Here is an 18,128-nt window from a genome sequence, read left to right as displayed (position 1 = left end):
TGCCGCGCACCGCCGCCCCTTCCCTTGCTACAGTGCCGAGCATAACGACAAGCCTGGATGGCCACCCTTTATGCGCAAACTGCTGATCGCCCTGCTTCTGCTCGTTCCCCTCTCCGCCCTCGCCGTACTGGGCCTGCCCCGAGTCATCGACGCGCAGATGAACAGCGTCGCCAGCCCGCCACCCTATCCAGCCAGCGCCAGCGCGCAGAAGCTGCACCAGGGGCTGTTCGTCGCCGACCTGCACGACGACGCCCTGCTCTGGGAGCGCGATCTGCTCAAACGCTACGACTACGGTCACTCCGACCTGCCGCGCATGCTCGAAGGTCGCCTCGGCCTGCAGGTGTTCTCCACCGTGACCAAGACGCCACGCGGGCTGAACATGGAGAGCAACGCCGCCGACAGCGACAACATCACCCTGCTGGCCATGGCCCAGCGCTGGCCCCGGGAAACCTGGAACAGCCTGCTGCAGCGCGCGCTGTACCAGGCGCAGAAGCTGCAGGATGCGGCGCACGCCAGCGAAGGTCGCCTGGTGCTGATTCGCAGCCGCGCAGACCTGGCCCGTTTCATCGAGGCCTGGGACAAAGACCCGCAACGAGTGGCAGGCCTGCTCGCCACCGAAGGCCTGCAGCCTATCGAGAACCAACTGGAGAACGTCGATACGCTCTTTGATGCAGGCTTTCGTATCGCCGGCCTGACCCACTTCTTCGATAACGAAGTGGGCGGTTCAGCCCACGGCCTGGCAAAGGGCGGCCTGACCCCGCTGGGGCGCCAGGTGATCGCGCGCCTGGAAGAAAAATCCATGCTGGTAGACCTGGCCCACGCCTCGCGCCCGCTGATCGACGATGTGCTGGCCATGGCCACGCGCCCGGTGCTGGTCTCGCACACCGGCGTCGAGGGCACCTGCCCCGGCACGCGCAATCTCAGCGACAAGCACCTGCAGGCCATCGCCGCCACGGGCGGGGTGATCGGTATCGGCTACTGGAGCACCGCCGTTTGCGACACCTCGGTCGCCGCCATCGTCAAAGCCATCCGCTATACGGCGGACAAGGTCGGCGTCGAGCACGTCGCCCTGGGCTCGGACTTCAACGGCACCGTGCATACGCCGTTCGACGTCACCGGCCTGGCGCAAATTACCGAGGGACTGCAAACCGCCGGCTTCGACAATGACGCCATTGCCGCGATCATGGGCGGCAATGTACAGCGCCTGCTGCTGGCCAGCCTGCCGGAGAAATGAGGCCCTGAGCGCACGGTCCTCTTGACAGACGCGAGCGAAGCACTTCGCCACGCCCGCGTCTTGCATTACACTGGCGGGCGTTCACTCCTTAACCAGTCGATGAGAAGCCCGTGCTCAAAGCACTCAAGAAAATGTTCGGCAAAGCCGAAGACGAGCAGCCACAACCAGCGCCGTCACCCGTAACAGCGCCCGCCCAGAGCGGTGACGCAGAGCACAAGCGTCCCCGCAAGAACAAGCCCGCCCGCACCACCAGCGAGACCGCAGGCGATAGCCCGGCGCAGCAACAGCCCCGCCCGCCAAAGGCTGACAAGCCGCGCCGCGAGCGCCCAGCCAAACCGGTGGATACCTGGAAGCTGGAAGACTTCGTGGTCGAGCCTGCCGAAGGCAAGACGCGCTTCCATGACTTCAAGCTCGCCCCCGAGCTGATGCACGCCATTCATGACCTGGGTTTCCCCTACTGCACGCCGATCCAGGCTGGCGTACTGGGCTACACCCTCAAGGGCCAGGACGCCATTGGCCGCGCCCAGACCGGCACCGGCAAGACCGCAGCCTTCCTGATCTCGATCATCACTCAGTTGCTGCAAACCCCACCGCCGAAAGAGCGCTACATGGGCGAGCCACGCGCGCTGATCATCGCGCCGACCCGCGAACTGGTGGTGCAGATTGCCAAGGACGCTGCCGAGCTGACCAAGTACACCGGCCTGAATGTCATGCAGTTCGTCGGCGGCATGGACTTCGACAAGCAGCTCAAGCAGCTGGAATCGCGCTTCTGCGACATCCTCGTGGCCACACCGGGCCGCCTGCTGGACTTCAACCAGCGCGGCGAAGTGCACCTGGACATGGTCGAGGTGATGGTGCTGGACGAAGCCGACCGCATGCTCGACATGGGCTTCATCCCACAGGTACGCCAGATCATCCGCCAGACGCCGATGAAGGGCGACCGCCAGACCCTGCTGTTCTCCGCCACCTTCACCGACGACGTGATGAACCTGGCCAAGCAGTGGACGGTCAACCCGGCCATCGTCGAGATCGAGCCAGAGAACGTCGCCAGCGACACCGTCGAGCAGCACGTTTACGCCGTGGCCTCGGCCGATAAATACAAGTTGCTGTACAACCTGATCAGCCAGAATGACTGGACGCGGGTCATGGTCTTCGCCAACCGCAAGGACGAAGTGCGGCGCATCGAAGAGCGCCTGACCCGCGACGGCATCAGTGCCGTGCAGATGTCCGGCGACATTCCCCAGCACAAGCGCATTCGCGCCCTGGAAGGCTTCCGCGAAGGCAAGATCCGCGTGATGGTCGCCACTGACGTTGCCGGTCGCGGCATCCACGTCGATGCCATCAGCCACGTGATCAACTTCACCTTGCCGGAAGACCCGGACGACTACGTGCACCGCATCGGCCGTACCGGCCGCGCCGGCAGCAGCGGCACCTCGATCAGCTTCGCCGGCGAAGACGATGCCTTCGCACTGCCGCCGATCGAAACGCTGATCGGCCGCAAGATCCAGTGTGAAATGCCGCCGGACGAGTTGCTCAAGCCGGTGCCACGCAAGCACTGAGCCAGCGCAGGTAGAACCAAGGCGAAGCCGCGAGGCTTCGCCTTTTTCATACCTGAGCCTCAGTCACCCAAACCCAGCGCCCTAGCCACCCCCGCACCATAAGCGGGATCAGCCTTGCTGCAGTTGCCGATATGGCGCCGTTTGATCTCAACGGATGCGTCGCCCATCGCCCTGGCCGTGTTCTCGAACAACACCTGCCGCTGCGCCGGACTCATCAGGCGGAACAGATCCCCCGGCTGCTGAAAGTGGTCATCGTCGACGCGGTGATCCCAATGGGTCGCGCTCCCCTCCAGTGGCAACGGTGGCTCGCGCAGTCCCTGCTGATCCTCCCATTCGCCCTGACTGTTGGGGTAATGGGCGATGGTCGACCCCTGATTGCCGTCGGTGCGCATCTGACCGTCCCGGTGGTAGCTGTGATACGGGCAGCGCGGCGCATTGACCGGGATCAGGTTGAAGTTGACACCCAGCCGATACCGCTGGGCATCACCGTAGGAGAACAGACGCGCCTGCAACATCTTGTCCGGTGAAAAGCCAATGCCAGGTACGACATTGGCAGGCGAGAACGCGGCCTGCTCTACCTCGGCGAAATGGTTGTCCGGATTGCGCTTGAGCTCCAGCACGCCCACCTCGATCAGCGGGTAATTGGCATGCGACCACACCTTGGTCAGATCGAAGGGGTTGTGCGGATGGCGACCGGCCTGCTCCTCGGTCATCACCTGAATACATAACGTCCAGCGCGGATAGTCGCCCCGCTCGATGCTCTGGTAAAGATCACGCAGATGGCTTTCACGGTCGGCGCCGATCACGCTGGCCGCCTCGGCGTCGCTGAGGTTTTCGATGCCCTGCTGGCAGCGCAGGTGAAATTTGACCCAGAACCGCTGATTGTCCGCATTGACCAGGCTGAAGGTGTGGCTGCCGAACCCGTGCATGTGCCGGTAGCTGCGTGGTATACCGCGTTCACTCATGGTGATGGTGACCTGGTGCAACGCCTCGGGCAGCAGACTCCAGAAATCCCAGTTGTTGCTGGCACTGCGCAGGCCGCTACGCGGATCGCGCTTGACCGCGTGATTGAGATCGGGAAAACGCATCGGGTCGCGGAAGAAGAACACCGGGGTGTTGTTGCCGACCAGATCCCAATTGCCTTCATCGGTGTAGAACTTCACGGCGAAACCACGGATATCACGCTCGGCATCGGCGGCGCCACGTTCCCCAGCCACCGTGGAAAAACGCACGAACACCGGTGTCTGCTTGCCTACCGAGGCGAACAGACTGGCGCGACTGAAACGGCTGATGTTGCCCGTCACGGTGAAGGTGCCATAGGCACCTGCGCCCTTGGCATGCATGCGCCGCTCGGCAATTACCTCGCGGTCGAAATGGGCGAGTTTCTCGATCAGCCAGATGTCCTGTAGCAGCGCCGGCCCACGCGGCCCTGCAGTCTGAATATTGAGGTTGTCCACCACTGGCGCACCGGTGGCATGGGTCAGCTTCTGTTTGGACATGACAGGTACTCCTCAAGCGAATATGCCGAACGCCAGGCGAACGCCAGCCGCCAGCGGAATCGATGGCGGCCGACAACTGCACGCGATGATTTAGTCCGAGGTCTTCCAGGTCGCAGGCAAGGACAGATCGCCGGAGGCCACATCCCAAACGCTGGAGACGCACAACAGCGGGTTATGCAGATCGGCATTGATCTGCAGCGCAGCAGTGACACCGTCGTAGTTGAATGTTGCCGGGAACCCCACAGCCGCCAGCGGAACGCGAATCTGCGCCGCGTCGTTCTTCACACTCAGGTCATAGCCTGGCGAGTCGATGTACAGCGGCACGCCAGGCCAGGTGGCGGGCAATTTGGGTTTGGCGCCCTCTGGAATGTCCCGCACCTTCAGGCCGCTGGGCCCACAGCTGGGCTCCTTGGTCAGCACCACCCAGTGCGAGTGCCACAGGCCACCGTCGTTGGCCTTGTCACCGTCGCCGTTTTCATCGAGCTGCGGCGTATCGTCGAAGTCCGGGTGCGAGGTCAGCGCCAGGGCAAGAATGCCCGACTCCTGCTCGAATCCCACCGAGCCGCTGTCCAGACTGGTCGGCCAGACGTAACTGTAGACCTCTGCACCGGCAAAGCTGCCTTTGGCGCTGGGCAGACGACTACCGGCCTGACCATCGACCAGTTGCTCGAAGACCAGATCGCTGCCCTCCTTGAACACCCGGGTATGCACCAGATCGAAAGCCGCCTCGACCTGCCCGCCCTTTTCGCTGTGGATGCCTTCCGGGCCGTGGGCCCAGGCCGGGCTTGCCAGCATGGCCAGCCACGCACTTAGCGTCACCGTGTTCATAAGCGTCCCTAGCCTTTTGCAAGATATTCAGCAGTGGAAATCACGGGTGCGTAGCCGAAGCTGAGCGCCGCCATGAATGCCGCATGCACGTGCTCGGCCGGCACCGTTACACCGTTGAATTGCAGATCGAGCGTGGCACAGGCGTCATGCAGCACCGTGGTGTCGTAGCCGAAATCCACCGCGGCTCGGGTGATGCCATCAACGCACATATGACTCATGTTGCCGACGATCACCACGGCGTCGATGGCGTGCCGATCGAGTACCGCCTTGAGTTCGGTTTCGCGAAACGAGTTGATGTAATGCTTGAGCACCACCGGCTCGTCGCCCTGATTGATGACGCTGGGATGGATATGCGCCCCCTCGCTGCCGGGTCGAAAGAACGGCGCATCGGCGCTGGTGAACTCATGACGGATGTGCACCACCAGATCGCCGCGCTCACGAAAAACGGCGATCACCTGTGCCGCCTTCGCGGCGGCGGCCTCGACCTTGCTCAGCGTCCATAGGCCGCCTGGAAAGTAATCGTTCTGGATGTCCACGACGATCAGGGCTGTCTTGCTACTCATGGGTCAGTCCTCGAAATGACATTGAATGGCCGTTGATGGTCGATCAGCTACGCAGGAAGGCCAGCATGTCCGCGCCCAGTTGTTCCTTGTGGGTATCGGTGATGCCATGCGGCGCTCCGGGGTAGATGACCAGTTTGGCGTGTGGCACCAACTTGGCCGAAGCTCTGGCAGCGGCGTCCACGGGCACGATCTGGTCGTCATCGCCATGCAGGATCAGCGTAGGTACATCGAACTTCTTCAGGTCGTCGCTGAAGTCGGTTTCGGAGAAAGCCTTGATGCAGTCATAGGCATTCTTGTGACCCGCCATCATGCCCTGCATCCAGAACGCGTCGATCACTCCCTGCGAGGGTTTGGCACCGGGGCGGTTGTAGCCAAAGAACGGCCCGCTGGCGACGTCGCGGTACAGCTGCGAACGATCGGCGAGCGATGCCGCGCGGATGCCATCGAATACCGAGAGTGGCAGACCACCCGGATTGGCCTCGGTCTGCACCATCAACGGCGGAACAGCTGCGATCAGCCCCGCCTTGGCCACCCGGGCGGTGCCATGCCGCCCGATGTAGCGCGCCACCTCGCCACCACCAGTGGAAAAACCGAACAGCGAAGCGCCACGCACATCCAGGTGATCGAGCAGTGCAGCCAGATCATCGGCGTAGGTGTTCATCTCGTTGCCATTCCAGGGCTGGCTGGAGCGTCCATGACCACGCCGGTCATGAGCGATCACCCGATAGCCGTTGCTGGCCAGGAACATCATCTGCGCCTCCCAGCTATCGGAATTCAGTGGCCAGCCATGGCTTAGCACCACGACCGGGCCGCTGCCCCAGTCCTTGTAGTAGATCTGTGTCCCGTCGCGTGTGGTGATGGTGCCCATGGTTCTACGCCCTCCATTCTCGGTTTGCGGATGGGCGGTGCCGGGGCCTGCGCCCCGCACGCAACCGCCCAGGGGTAACAACATCACCGTTGCCAGCGCGGCAGAGCCGAGCAGCAATTGGCGACGTCCGTTATTCAAAGGTTGTTCAGGGGTTTGCGACATGAGTTGCCCCTCCCTCGGCCGAAGATCGCGGCAGACGCAGCCGCACCAGATTCCAGGTACGCACCTGCTCTTCCCACTCGTCGCCTTCGGCGGGGGTCAATGGCAACGCCAGATTGCTGATCACCATCCAGTCGCCCTGCACCACGCTGCTGGCAGGGAACAGCAAGCCCAACGGGGCTCCGCTGGCACTGAGGCCCTGGAAACCACCGGCACGTATACGGATAAGCCCCTGTTCATCGAGCCCCAAAAGCTGGTCGACCTGATTGGCCAGCAGCCACAGCAGACCGTCGTGAAACAGCAAACCATCGGCTCCGGGCAGGCTTTCAGCCACCACCTGCAACTTGCCACCAGGCAGCGGCATGCGCAGCAGGCGGCCATCACCCGCGTTGTTGATATAGAGATGGCGCTCGCCATCATCGAGGGCTAGTCCATTGGCGCCAAAGGGCAGGAAACCCGCCGTCGCGAGGAGCGGATCACGCGACAGCACTTCAAGCGAACAGGGTTTGCAGTGCGTGGCGTCGGCGATTCGATACAGTGCGCCCTGGAAGGAGTCGGACACATAAAGATCACCATTGCCGGCGAATACCAGGCCGTTGGGAGCAGGCATGCCACTGGCAGCGAACTCGATCCGATCCTGGCTACCGTCCGGGTTGTCCACCATGCGAGCCACCGGAGCTGGCGGTGCGAGCCGGGGGAAATCGAGCACATCCTCCACCGGGGTGTCCGCCGTGAAGTCGGCCAGGATGCGTTGCAGCTTGCCGGCACCGAAATTGAGGATGTAGAGCTGGCCGTCGGCATAACCCAACCCGGTAAGCGGCATGCCGGCGAATGATCGCTGCGCCAGCAGGCCGCCATCGGCTGCGTAGCGAAGCAGTTGATTGTTGCGCTCGGAGGCGGGCTGACGCATATCGAACGTGCCGACGTAGATTTCGCCGTTGTGCGGGTTGGTTGCCAGACCTTCGGGGTAGCGTACCCCTAACGGCAACTCGACGAATGGCTCGACCTCGAGCACTTGGGGCCCGAGCGGCTGCGCCTGGCTGGCGGCAAACGCACCGGCCAGTACCAGACATATGCCCAAGCTGCACGTCGACGGACTCATATAGCCTCCCCTCGCGCCGATTCACATCGAACGCTTCTGAAGGCTCGTCAGCTCGAACGGCGACTGGCGAGCGTTGAGTCGATGTTCGCCGTAGTGCGTGCTCGCCCACTACGTAAAATCGGCAAATCTCACTGCCCGGCGATTTGCCTGTTTTACGTAGCGACCACCGTTGCACGCGTGCAGCCTGAGGGCTCCCCTCCGGCCAGGACGCCGCCATGCAACCGCGAATGACGCCACGCCAGCGCGCCCGCCAGGCCGCCCATGAGCAATTGCTGCAGCAGGTGCTGGAGCTGCTACCGCTGGCCGGTGGGCGCACGCCACGTCTGACCGAGCTATGTCGAATGGTAGGCGTCAGTGAGCGGACCTTGCGCAGCGCCTTCGTGCATACGCTGGGCATGGCGCCGGCACGTTATCTGCGCCTGCGACGCCTGCACCTGCTGCGCGCCGCACTGGCCATAGCCGATGGGCAACAGAGCAGCGTCGCGGCGATTGCACAGCGTTTCGGTTATACCGACTGCGGACGTATGGCCGCGGAGTACTACGGAGTTTTCGGCGAGTATCCCAGTACCACCTTGCAGCGACCGCTCAACGCGGGTTGAGCGGCCCGGTGAGCAAGCGGCGACTGCGCAGTGATTGCGACGGCAACTCACCGAAATAGAGCCGGTACAACCCTGCGAAGCGACCGAAATCCCAGACCCCGAAACGGGCACAGATCTCGGTAATGGTCTCATTGGCTTGCGCGTGCACAATGGCCCGGCGGATCGCATGAAGACGGTGCTGCATGAGATAGCGGTGCGGGCTCATGCCCAGGTAGCGGGTGAACAGATTGCGTAATGTGCGCTCCGAGGTGCTGCACGCCTGACACAGATCGGACATATGCAGCGGCGCATCCGGTGTCGCATCCAGCAACTCCAGGGCACGGCGGAGAATCTGCTGGTGCCCGTCGTGATCTCGCGGAGCTGGCGTCACCGGCAACAGGCTGCGAAACACCAGCGCCATCAACTCTGCCTGCGCAGCATGCTCGGCCGCCGGAACATGCAGGTCCTGCGGCGCACGATGGTCGATACGTAACAGACGTAGCGCCAGCCATACCAATGGCGCCAGGTCCTGCTGAGCCACACAGACCAGGTTGCGGTAAAGAATCGACAGATCGAACTCGTCTTCATGCTGCTGCGCCCAACGCAGTACCAGCTCGCACGACATGGCCACCGTCATCCAGCTCGCTGGCTGGCTGGCATCGATGTGGAACATGGCTTCAGGCACCATCCAGCCGATCAAGCGACGGTCGAGGCGCGTGCCGCCCAGTACCGTGCAATCGTGCCGGCTCAGCGGCAGGAAGATATTGAAGAAGCCCGGCAGACCGACGCCACTGTAGACAGTGCCCGCCCCCTCGCGACCGAACATCAGCGCCACGCCATCGAGCTCGACGACACGTAAACGCCAGTCGCGCTGCTGCCGTGAACGCAGCAGATAACGGCCCTCGACCCCGTACAAGGCCTCCTCGAACTCATCAAAGTCGGCGCAGATCAACCTGCTCATCCTGCCCCCACAGCAAACGCTAGGCGCTTGGTATAGAACCACCTGGAATCAATAAGAGAAACCAGTGTAGAAGCACTCTCATCCGTTTGCCGTTCTGCTCGCTACTGAATGACGTCTGTGCCTTGCAGCCGAGGCGCCCAGTCCTCGACCTCGGCTTTTTCCAGGCGTCGCTCCAGGGTTCTGCGCCAGGACGGCACCAGCGGCAGGGCCAGGCATTCACGCAACAGCTCGGGCTCCACGCGCTTGTCGAACAACACCGCAGAAAGACGGCTGAGCGGCCAATCGACATGAGTGCGCTCCACCACCTGCAGCCGGTCTCCCACGCCAACGACGCCTTCCTGCAGAACCCGGTAATACCAACCGGTACGGCCGGACTGCTGCACCCGCAGCGCCAGGTTGGCAACGCCGAAGCGATCGCTCAGTTTCCAGCACGGCATGCGCCCCTGGGAAACCTGCAGCAGGGCCGACCCCGCACGTATGAGGTCGCCCAAACAGACGTCATCCTCGGTCCAGCCCGTGGTGCTGAAGTTTTCGCCGAAAGCACCGGGCTGCGTCAGCAGTGGATGCTCGCCCAACTCGGCCAGCCAGGCGGCGTAATGTTCGCGCGGATAGTGATGAATGGCCTTTTCCAGGCCGCCATGCACCCGCAGGTCGCCCTGCTCGTCTCCGGCCAGCCCCAGCGTGGTCACCGCCAGTGCTTCCTGGCGTGGCGCCTTGGCAATGCCGCTGCGCGAGCCAGGCCGGGTGAAAGGCTGGGCACGGCCGGTCAGCAATGCATCGAGTTGCAGGCTGTTCATGCGGCCTCCGGGGGTTGATGTTCGCGGCAGATCAATTTGGCATCACTTGACTGCAGCGGCTCCTGGGTCAGACCGCAGAACGGCTGGCCATCGACCTGCTGGTGAAAACGGCAGCTACCACAGAGACCGAAGCCCGGCACATCGGTGTCGCGCTGAATTTCCCGCAGAAGATCGGTCAGCAGGGTTTTCAATTGCCCTGCCTGAGCCCCCAGGCGCGCTTCGCCAGCAGCAAGGAAATCCGGCGGCAGCAGCGTCTGCAGCAACGCCCAGGCCGGGTCGGTGAGCGCCAGGTGCACGCTGCGCTTATCGCGTGCGTCCTGCGTCTTGATGATCAGCCCCTTGCCTTCCAGCGCCTTGAGCGACTGCGACACCGTGCCCTTGGTCAGGCCGAGGTAATCGGTCACCCCCAGCGGTGTATTCGAATAGTGGTTGCAGCGCGCCAGGTACATCAGCGCACTGAGCTGGATGGGCTGCAACTCGGCCAGCAGCGGGTGCTGGCGAAACCAGATACGGGTCAGGCTGGAAAGTCTTTCGAGCAGATCGAAGAGAGTCGTGTCGGTCATGTATCACTCCTGTCGAAACATAGTATCGACTAAACACCATGTTGACAAAGATCGATTTGAGCGTAGCCTGTGATTCAGTATCGATTCGATACCAAACTAACGAACAGGAGATTGACCATGACTCAAGCACGCTTCTATCACGCCGGTTGCCCCGTCTGCGTATCGGCCGAACAGACCCTGTTGAACCTGCTGGCTCCGGAGGTGAAGGTGGAGATCGTTCACCTCGGCGAACAGGCCACCCGCGTGGCGGAAGCCGAACAGGCCGGGGTCAAGTCGGTCCCCGCACTGGTGGTCGAAGGCCAGGTACTACACCTGAACTTCGGCGCTTCCATCGACGACCTGAAGTAATCCAGAGCGCGCGAGACGCCCTGCGGCGTCTCGCTCCCCGGCGAGGAGAAACGATATGAAGGTGAATGTTTTCGATACCCACGTACGCACGCGTGACGGCCGCTACTTGCACTTCGATGTACTGATCGAGGGTAACGACCAGGGGCGAGCCAACCAGTTCGCCCAGGACTGGATGGCCGAACGCGGCCTGCAAGGCGACGATATCGAACAAAGCCGCTGCCAGTTCTGCCACAGCGAGCCCGCACACCCCGAAGTCGCTGCGGCCATCAGCAGCAAAGGCTATTTCATCATTCCTCTGCAAGGCTGCTAGGAGACACCCCATGAACGCCTATCGTCCCTTGAACTGCGATCTGCACGACTACCTGGAAATTGCCTGCATGCATGGCTATCGCTTGCTGATCGAACGGCTCGAAGGTCCGAGCTTCGAGGCCAGGGCGCTGACCACGCGCACGACAGCCAGCAAGGAGGAGTTTCTGGTGGTGCAAGGCGACACCGGCCAGCAGGAGCTGCGCCTGGATCGGTTGCTGGCCATCACCCCGCTCAACACCGGCGCCAGCTTCGGCAGGATCGTGCTGGCTGACAGTTACTGCGCCGTCTGAACGCCTCTCGTCTGCCTGAAACCAGGTCGCATTGCATCCGAGGATGAATCACCCATGCCCATCTTCCGCCTCACCATCCGCCATGACGATCAATTGCTCGGCCATTTCGAGTCCGATCTGCCTGCGGCACTGCAGGCCATCCGGAAAATCGCTGCCAGCCTGAGCGCGTCAGGGTACAGTCTCGACCTGCTCGTGGCGCACAGCGAACGGCGCCTACTGGAAAGTGGCCCTGACGGCGTGCGCATGATCAGCCGGGAGCCACTGTTCGCCCCTGAACCTCTCGAGCAGTACCTGGACAGCGCCCCCTGACGAAATCACCTTGCACAGTGGATAGACGCGGCATGCAGCATTGCGATTACCTGATCATCGGCGCCGGCATTGCCGGCGCGTCCACCGGCTACTTCCTCGCCAGCCACGGCAGGACGCTGCTGCTCGAGCGCGAGGCGCAGCCCGGTTATCACGCCACCGGCCGCTCGGCCGCGCTTTACACCGTGGCCTACGGCACGCCGCAGGTCCGCGCACTGACGGCCGCGAGCCGCGCCTTTTATGACGCACCACCAGCCGGTTTCGCCGAACATCCCTTGCTGACGCCGCGCGGCGAGCTGATGGTGGATTTCAGCGGTGACGCCGCCGAGTTGCAGCGCCAGTACGCGCAAGCCCGCGAGCATGTCACCGAGGCTCGCCTGCTCGGCGCTGACGAGGCTTGCGCGCTGGTGCCTGTGCTGCGCCGTGAGCGCGTGCATGGCGCACTGCTGGACCCCAGCGCCGCCGATATCGATACTGCAGCGCTGCACCAGGGTTACCTGCGTGGCATCCGCCAGCAAGGTGGGGAGATTCACTGCAACCGCGATGTGCTGGCGATCATGCGCCACGCTGGCGGCTGGCAGGTGGATTGCGCCGGGCAAAGCTACCGCGCGACTGTGCTGATCAATGCGGCCGGTGCCTGGTGCGATGAGATCGCGCACCTGGCCGGGCTGCCCGGCATCGGCCTGCAGCCCAAACGCCGTGCGGCCTTCACCTTTGAAGGTCCGACGGGCGTCGATTGCCAGGCCTGGCCTGCGCTGGTGAGCCTGGATGAGTCCTTCTACTTCAAACCCGATGCCGGCCTGCTGCTGGGCTCACCCGCCAATGCCGACCCGGTGGTGCCGCATGACGTACAGCCGGAAGAGCTCGATATCGCACTGGGTATCCATCAGATAGAGGCACACACCACCTTGCAGATTCGCCGCCCGGCGCATACCTGGGCCGGCCTGCGCAGCTTCGTCGCCGACGGCGATCTGGTCGGCGGCTTCGACACTCACGCCGATGACTTCTTCTGGGTAGCAGCACAGGGCGGCTACGGCATCCAGACCAGCGCGGCCATGGGCCAGGCCTGTGCGGCGCTGATCCGTCGGCAGTCGCTGCCGGAACACCTGGTAAAAGCCGGCCTTGACGAGGCGATACTCAGCCCGCGGCGCCTGCTGGGCTGAGCAGTTGGCAGAGTCTTAGCCACCAGCGGCCTTGGTTTTTGCGGGCACCTGCCGCTCTCGGCACACTCGACTCCAACCCCGATCCAGCCCTCAGTGATCAGGTAGCGGCCATTCTGCTACCGCCGGACAGCAGGGACCGGCGCGGCAGCAGCCAGCAGTGAGTTTCAGCACACGCAGGGGCAGGTCCTTGGTTACAGACTCGCAAAGTGTTCGTAGAGTATCGTCGCGCCGACGAGCACCAGCACAACGCCACCGACGATCTCGGCACGCTTGCCGACCAGTTGCCCCAGCATGCGCCCCAGCAACATGCCCAATGTCACCATCAGGGTGGTGGCCAGACCGATACCAATCGCAGCGACCACGATGTTCACCTCGACGAAGGCCAGGCTCACGCCAACGGCCAGCGCGTCGATGCTGGTGGCCACGGCAGTGACGAACAAGACCCAGAAGGAATGGCGCGAGGGTTTGTCTTCAGGCGCGTCGTCATCGGCGCCTAGACCGGCATGGATCATGTGCAGACCAAGTCCGACCAGCAGTACGAAGGCGATCCAGTGATTCCATTCAAGAACGAAACGACTGGCCGCCTGGCCGATCAGCCAACCGATGATTGGCGTGAGGGCCTCAATGCAGCCGAAGATCACACCGGCGCGCAGGGCTTCAGCAAAGCGGGGTTTATGCAGACCCGAGCCCTTGCCGATGGCTGCAGCGAAGGCATCCGTCGACATGGCGAAAGACAGAAGAACTAGCGAAAGAGGATTCAAGGGAAACTCCAACCGGGCATGAGTCAACGACAAGTCACTGCGCGCCCGACCAGGCACAGGACAGTCGTTGGTCTCACCAATCCCAGCGGATGCATTGGCCACGGCAGGTTGCCGAGAATGTTGACCAATGCGCCGACGCTAGCGCGACGGCAGGCTACTCCCCAAAGAAGAGCGCAGGGTAATCCCATATGCCCCGAGAAGGAAGTGGCGGCGCGCCAAATTGCTCAGCAGTAGCCGATGCCGCCAGCCAGAAATCAGGTCTCCACACCCTGCTCGAGGGGTTTCTCGGACTCCTCCTGCTGCGCCTCGGCGTCTTGCTCCTTCTCGTCCTTACCCAAGGCGCGATTGGTGGACTCCTGCAGAGAGTCCACCTGGCGGTTGACCTCATCGACCACTTCGCCGACCGAGTCGTTGATCAGCGCCTGCGCTTCCTTCTTCGCCTCCTCCGCGAGTTTCTGCGCTGACTGTTCGGCCGCATCGCAGCCAACCAGAGTTATCAACGCCAGGCCCAGTGCGGCAGGCGCAAGTCGGTTTTTCCAGTGTTTGTGCATCATGCTTCTCCAGTTTCGAGGGCCCGGCCAGACGTTGTACATAGCCGGGCTAGAGTCTGTGATCAAATCTGCGCGGGCGGCTGGCCGCGAGTCTTGTACAGCGACAGCAGCACGCCACCGATCAGCAGGCCCAGGGTCACGCTCAGGGACACCACCGCCGGGATCTTGCCGATGATGCCGACCAGGAAGATCTTCGCGCCGATGAACACCAGCACCAGCGCCAGCGCGTACTTGAGGTAGGCGAAGCGATGGATCAGCGCGGCCAGGGCGAAATACAAGGCACGCAGGCCGAGGATGGCGAAGATGTTCGAGGTGTAGACGATGAACGGATCCTGAGTGATGGCGAAGATCGCCGGCACGCTGTCGATGGCGAACACCAGGTCCGCGCACTCGATCAGGATCAGCGCCAGGAACAGCGGTGTTACCCACAGCACGCTGCGGCCCTGGCCATCGTCCTGGCGGACGAAGAAGCGCTGGCCATGCAGATTCTCGGTCACACGCAGATGCTTGCGCAGGAACTTCACCAGGACGTTGTTCTGCAGATCAGGCGCATCGTCGAGCTTGGAGAACAGCATCTTCACACCGGTGAAGAACAGGAAGGCGCCAAACACGTAGAGGATCCAGGCGAACTCGTGGATCAGCGCGGCGCCCAGGCCGATCATGATCGCCCGCAGCACCAGCACGCCCATGATTCCCCAGAACAGCACCTTGTGCTGGTACTGCCGTGGAATGGCGAGAAAGCTGAAGATCATGGCCATGAGAAACACGTTGTCCATCGACAGCGATTTCTCGATCAGAAAGCCGGTGAGGTAATCCATGCTGGCGTCGCCGCCCTTCTGGAAGAACACCCAGACACCGAACAGCAGACCTGCGGTGATGTAGCCACCCGACAGCAACAGGCTCTCGCGCACGCCGATTTCGCGGTTATCGCGATGCAGCACGCCAAGGTCGAAGGCCAGCAGGGAGATGACGACAGCGATGAAGACCAGCCACAACCAGGTGGCCGTGCCGAGGAAGTCGGCGAAGAGAAACGGTTCTAGGGCAGTCATGAGCCCCTCCTACAGTCAGATTGAACAGACTGTGATCCGACATCGCGGGGTTAACCGCCAGAGGGGCCCGGTATCACGGGCGCCAATATATTCAGGCTGCGAACGCCACTCAACGGGGCGAATTTTACAAAGTATTTCCGGTTCTACGCCGCTATAGCGCCTGCTGCCGTCTTGTAGGAGCCAGCTTGCTGGGATCAGCCGCCGGCACCAGGATCGCCCGCAAGCGGGCTCCTACGGGATTCGCTGTTTATCCGAAGGTTTCAGAACAGCCCGAGCTGCCCATCCACCAGCCGCTCGAACTCGCCGCCAACGAACGGCAGGATGGCATCGGCCACAGGCTTCAACTGGCGGCTGATGTAGTGCTCGTAGTCCACTGGCGCCAGCAGACGCTCCAGCGGTTGCGGCCCGCCCGTGGTGATCAGGTAGCTGATCCAGCCGCCGCGCTGGTACTGCAAGGGCCGGCCAAGATGCTGGTTGTGCTCGTCGGCCAGGCGCGCAGCACGCACGTGTGGCGGTACGTTGCGCTGATAGTCATCGAGGCGCCGACGCAGACGCTTGCGATAGACCAGCAGCTCGTCCAGCTCGCCAGCCAGGGTGCGTTTGACGTAGTCACGCACGTAGTCCTCATAGGCCTGGCCGGCGAACACCAGACGGTACAGCTCCTGCTGGAAGCGCTGGGCCAGCGGCGACCAGTCGGTGCGCACTGTCTCCAGGCCCTTGAATACCATGCGCTCGCTGCCATCGGCGCCGAGCACCAGACCGGCGTAGCGCTTCTTGCTGCCCTCTTCGGTGCCGCGGATGGTGGGCATGAGAAAGCGTCGATAGTGGGTTTCGTACTGCAACTCCAGCGCGCTGGTCAGGCCGTATTCCTGCTGCAGATGCTCACGCCACCAGGCGTTGACCTTGCTCACCAACCCACGACCGATCCGCGCGGCATCTTCCTCGCCATGCGCACGACCGAGCCAGACGAAGGTCGAGTCGGTATCGCCATAGATCACCGCATGCCCCTCGGCTTCGATCAGTTCGCGCGTGCGCTTCATGATCTGGTGCCCACGCAGGGTGATCGACGACGCCAGGCGCGGATCGAAGAAGCGGCAGCCGCTGGAGCCGAGCACGCCATAGAACGCGTTCATGATGATTTTCAGGGCCTGCGACAAGGCGGCATTGCCGTCACGCTTGGCCACCTCTCGGCCCTGCCAGACACGCTCGACGATGGCCGGCAGACAATGCCGGGTACGCGAGAAGCGCGCGCCGCGAAAGCCCTCCACCGAGTGTTCGTCATCCGGCTGGTGCAAGCCTTCGACCAGCCCCAGTGGGTCGATCAAAAAGCTGCGGATGATCGACGGATACAGGCTCTTGTAGTCCAGTACCAGCACCGAGTCGTACAGACCAGGGCGCGAATCCATGACGAAGCCACCGGGGCTGTTCTCGCCGCGAATGTCGCCGAGGTTCGGCGCGACGAAACCCAGGCGATGCATGGGCGGCAGGTACAGGTGGGTGAAGGCGGCCACCGAACCGCCACTACGGTCGGCCGCCAGGCCGGTGACGCTGGAGCGTTCCAGCAGGAAGGCGAGCAGGTCGGTATGGGCGAAGATGCGCGTCACCAGCTCGCAGTCCTTGAGGTTATAGAGAGCCAGCGCCGGCTTGTCCTCGTCGAACATGCGCTGGATCTCGTCCATCCGTGCATAGGGCGTGTCGATGGCCTTGCCCTCGCCAAGCAGCGTCTGTGCCACCGATTCCAGGCTGAACGACGAGAAGCTCCAGGTCGCCGAGCGCAGGGCTTCGATACCGTCGATGATCAGCCGCCCGGCCGCCTCGGCAAAGTAATGCTGGCTGCTGTTGTGCTGGCGCCAGCCCATCACGTCGCCGCCTCGCCCCAGAATCAGCGGTACCTTGAGCTGCTCGGCGTGATCGCGTAGCACGCGCAGGTCGAACTGCACCAGGTTCCAGCCGATGATGGCGTCCGGATCGTGCCGCTGCAGCCAGTCATTCAGGCGTTCGAGCAGCGCCTTGCGGCTGTCGCAGTACTCCAGGTCGAAGTCGACGATGCTGGCGTCACCATTGGCTGGGCCGAGCATGTACACCTGGCGCTGACCACAACCTTCCAGGGCGATGGAGTACAGCTCGCCGCGGGCGCTGGTCTCGATGTCCAGCGACACCAGGCGCAGCGCCGGGCGGTAATCAACGGCGGGCTTGAGCGACTTGCAGAGCAGACTGCCGTCTTCCTGCAAAGCGCCCTCGAAGCTGACGGAGGCGGTGATGAAGCGCTCCATCAGGTAGCGATCCGGCGGACGGATATCGGCCTCGTAAACGTCCACACCGACCTGACGCAGCTTCTTCTCCAGCTGCAGCAACTGGCGGTATTGGCGGCAATACAAACCCAGCACCGGGCGGCGCTTGAAGTCGCGCAAGGTCAGCTCGCGTAGCTCGACGCCTTTCTCATTACGCAATAGCGGCTCGGCCCAGGCACGCTGCTCGGCGGGGATGAAAGCCACCGTCTCCTGGCACGGCAGGCGCACCTGGCGCGGGCCGGCATCGGTGGCCAGCCAGAAGGCCACCTCGGTGCCCTCCGGCGTGTCGCGCCAATGGCGGCTGAGCACGAAGCCTTGCTGGGGTTGCGTCATTGGGATTGGGCTACGG

20 protein-coding genes and 1 riboswitch are annotated in these 18,128 nt (G+C 63.0%); of the genes, 8 read left to right on the top strand and 12 right to left on the bottom strand.

Features of this window, described 5'->3' with window-relative positions; all coding sequences use genetic code 11:
• Positions 1 to 70: 70 nt before the first annotated feature.
• The gene (locus INS93_RS18295) at positions 71 to 1,234 is read left to right on the top strand and encodes a dipeptidase (protein WP_192984671.1); all 1,164 of its coding nucleotides are present in this window, start codon (positions 71 to 73) and stop codon (positions 1,232 to 1,234) included.
• Between the two features lie 110 nt (positions 1,235 to 1,344).
• Positions 1,345 to 2,793: an ATP-dependent RNA helicase RhlB gene (gene rhlB / locus INS93_RS18290; protein WP_192984669.1), complete on the top strand. Its 1,449-nt coding sequence runs from the start codon at positions 1,345 to 1,347 to the stop codon at positions 2,791 to 2,793.
• Between the two features lie 59 nt (positions 2,794 to 2,852).
• On the opposite strand, the gene INS93_RS18285 is transcribed toward rhlB, so the two are convergent.
• From INS93_RS18285 to INS93_RS18265, 5 genes are all read right to left on the bottom strand, one after another.
• Complete coding sequence (locus tag INS93_RS18285; protein ID WP_192984667.1) at positions 2,853 to 4,292, bottom strand: catalase; 1,440 nt, start codon at positions 4,290 to 4,292, stop codon at positions 2,853 to 2,855.
• A 90-nt stretch (positions 4,293 to 4,382) separates the two neighbouring features.
• Positions 4,383 to 5,120, bottom strand: coding sequence for a hypothetical protein (locus INS93_RS18280; RefSeq protein ID WP_192984665.1), 738 nt, complete (start codon positions 5,118 to 5,120; stop codon positions 4,383 to 4,385).
• Positions 5,121 to 5,128: 8 nt separating this feature from the next.
• The gene (locus INS93_RS18275) at positions 5,129 to 5,683 is read right to left on the bottom strand and encodes a cysteine hydrolase family protein (protein ID WP_192984662.1); all 555 of its coding nucleotides are present in this window, start codon (positions 5,681 to 5,683) and stop codon (positions 5,129 to 5,131) included.
• Positions 5,684 to 5,726: 43 nt separating this feature from the next.
• Positions 5,727 to 6,551, bottom strand: a complete 825-nt coding sequence (locus INS93_RS18270) for an alpha/beta fold hydrolase (RefSeq protein ID WP_017675254.1) — start codon at positions 6,549 to 6,551, stop codon at positions 5,727 to 5,729.
• A gap of 145 nt (positions 6,552 to 6,696) precedes the next feature.
• A complete protein-coding gene (locus INS93_RS18265) occupies positions 6,697 to 7,812 on the bottom strand; it encodes an SMP-30/gluconolactonase/LRE family protein (RefSeq protein ID WP_192984660.1) in 1,116 nt (371 codons plus the stop codon).
• A 215-nt stretch (positions 7,813 to 8,027) separates the two neighbouring features.
• Here INS93_RS18265 and INS93_RS18260 point away from each other — a divergent pair, with 215 nt between their 5' ends.
• Positions 8,028 to 8,411 carry a helix-turn-helix domain-containing protein gene (locus INS93_RS18260; protein ID WP_192984659.1) on the top strand — a complete coding sequence of 128 codons (384 nt, stop codon included), beginning with the start codon at positions 8,028 to 8,030 and terminating at the stop codon, positions 8,409 to 8,411.
• Here the strand turns inward: INS93_RS18260 and INS93_RS18255 are convergent.
• The 3 genes from INS93_RS18255 to INS93_RS18245 form a co-directional block, all read right to left on the bottom strand.
• The gene (locus INS93_RS18255; RefSeq protein WP_192984656.1) at positions 8,398 to 9,351 is read right to left on the bottom strand and encodes a helix-turn-helix transcriptional regulator; all 954 of its coding nucleotides are present in this window, start codon (positions 9,349 to 9,351) and stop codon (positions 8,398 to 8,400) included. The genes INS93_RS18260 and INS93_RS18255 overlap by 14 nt on opposite strands.
• Positions 9,352 to 9,452: 101 nt before the next feature.
• A complete protein-coding gene (locus INS93_RS18250) occupies positions 9,453 to 10,148 on the bottom strand; it encodes an MOSC domain-containing protein (protein WP_192984654.1) in 696 nt (231 codons plus the stop codon).
• Positions 10,145 to 10,711 carry a MarR family winged helix-turn-helix transcriptional regulator gene (locus tag INS93_RS18245; RefSeq protein WP_192984652.1) on the bottom strand — a complete coding sequence of 189 codons (567 nt, stop codon included), beginning with the start codon at positions 10,709 to 10,711 and terminating at the stop codon, positions 10,145 to 10,147. Before INS93_RS18245 ends, INS93_RS18250 begins: the two co-directional genes overlap by 4 nt.
• Before the next feature lie 117 nt (positions 10,712 to 10,828).
• Here INS93_RS18245 and INS93_RS18240 point away from each other — a divergent pair, with 117 nt between their 5' ends.
• The 5 genes from INS93_RS18240 to INS93_RS18220 are packed head-to-tail and all read left to right on the top strand — an operon-like array spanning position 10,829 to position 13,127.
• Entirely contained in the window at positions 10,829 to 11,059 is a 231-nt protein-coding gene (locus INS93_RS18240; RefSeq protein ID WP_192984650.1) for a thioredoxin family protein, read from the top strand.
• A 55-nt stretch (positions 11,060 to 11,114) separates the two neighbouring features.
• Complete coding sequence (locus INS93_RS18235) at positions 11,115 to 11,369, top strand: DUF2024 family protein (RefSeq protein ID WP_017675261.1); 255 nt, start codon at positions 11,115 to 11,117, stop codon at positions 11,367 to 11,369.
• A 10-nt stretch (positions 11,370 to 11,379) separates the two neighbouring features.
• A complete protein-coding gene (locus INS93_RS18230) occupies positions 11,380 to 11,658 on the top strand; it encodes a Rho-binding antiterminator (RefSeq protein WP_064495652.1) in 279 nt (92 codons plus the stop codon).
• A gap of 54 nt (positions 11,659 to 11,712) precedes the next feature.
• Positions 11,713 to 11,967: a cytoplasmic protein gene (locus tag INS93_RS18225; protein WP_192984648.1), complete on the top strand. Its 255-nt coding sequence runs from the start codon at positions 11,713 to 11,715 to the stop codon at positions 11,965 to 11,967.
• Between the two features lie 32 nt (positions 11,968 to 11,999).
• The gene (locus INS93_RS18220) at positions 12,000 to 13,127 is read left to right on the top strand and encodes an NAD(P)/FAD-dependent oxidoreductase (RefSeq protein WP_192984646.1); all 1,128 of its coding nucleotides are present in this window, start codon (positions 12,000 to 12,002) and stop codon (positions 13,125 to 13,127) included.
• 191 nt (positions 13,128 to 13,318) lie between these two features.
• Here INS93_RS18220 and mntP read toward each other — a convergent pair whose 3' ends face one another.
• The 4 genes from mntP to INS93_RS18200 all read right to left on the bottom strand — a co-directional run bounded on the left by mntP (position 13,319) and on the right by INS93_RS18200 (position 18,112).
• Entirely contained in the window at positions 13,319 to 13,888 is a 570-nt protein-coding gene (gene mntP, locus INS93_RS18215) for a manganese efflux pump MntP (protein ID WP_192984644.1), read from the bottom strand.
• A gap of 6 nt (positions 13,889 to 13,894) precedes the next feature.
• Positions 13,895 to 14,066: riboswitch (yybP-ykoY riboswitch) on the bottom strand.
• Between the two features lie 76 nt (positions 14,067 to 14,142).
• Positions 14,143 to 14,439: a hypothetical protein gene (locus INS93_RS18210; RefSeq protein ID WP_192984641.1), complete on the bottom strand. Its 297-nt coding sequence runs from the start codon at positions 14,437 to 14,439 to the stop codon at positions 14,143 to 14,145.
• Positions 14,440 to 14,501: 62 nt separating this feature from the next.
• Entirely contained in the window at positions 14,502 to 15,488 is a 987-nt protein-coding gene (locus INS93_RS18205) for a TerC family protein (RefSeq protein WP_192984638.1), read from the bottom strand.
• A gap of 260 nt (positions 15,489 to 15,748) precedes the next feature.
• Positions 15,749 to 18,112 (bottom strand): DNA polymerase II, encoded by a 2,364-nt coding sequence (locus INS93_RS18200; RefSeq protein ID WP_192984635.1) that lies wholly within the window; start codon positions 18,110 to 18,112, stop codon positions 15,749 to 15,751.
• Positions 18,113 to 18,128 lie beyond the last annotated feature (16 nt).

The sequence above is a fragment of the Pseudomonas sp. EggHat1 genome (assembly GCF_014892995.1).
GTDB classification, from domain to species: domain Bacteria; phylum Pseudomonadota; class Gammaproteobacteria; order Pseudomonadales; family Pseudomonadaceae; genus Aquipseudomonas; species Aquipseudomonas chaetocerotis.
Note: the sequence above shows the minus strand (reverse complement) of the source record. Positions and strands in the feature narration are given on the sequence as shown.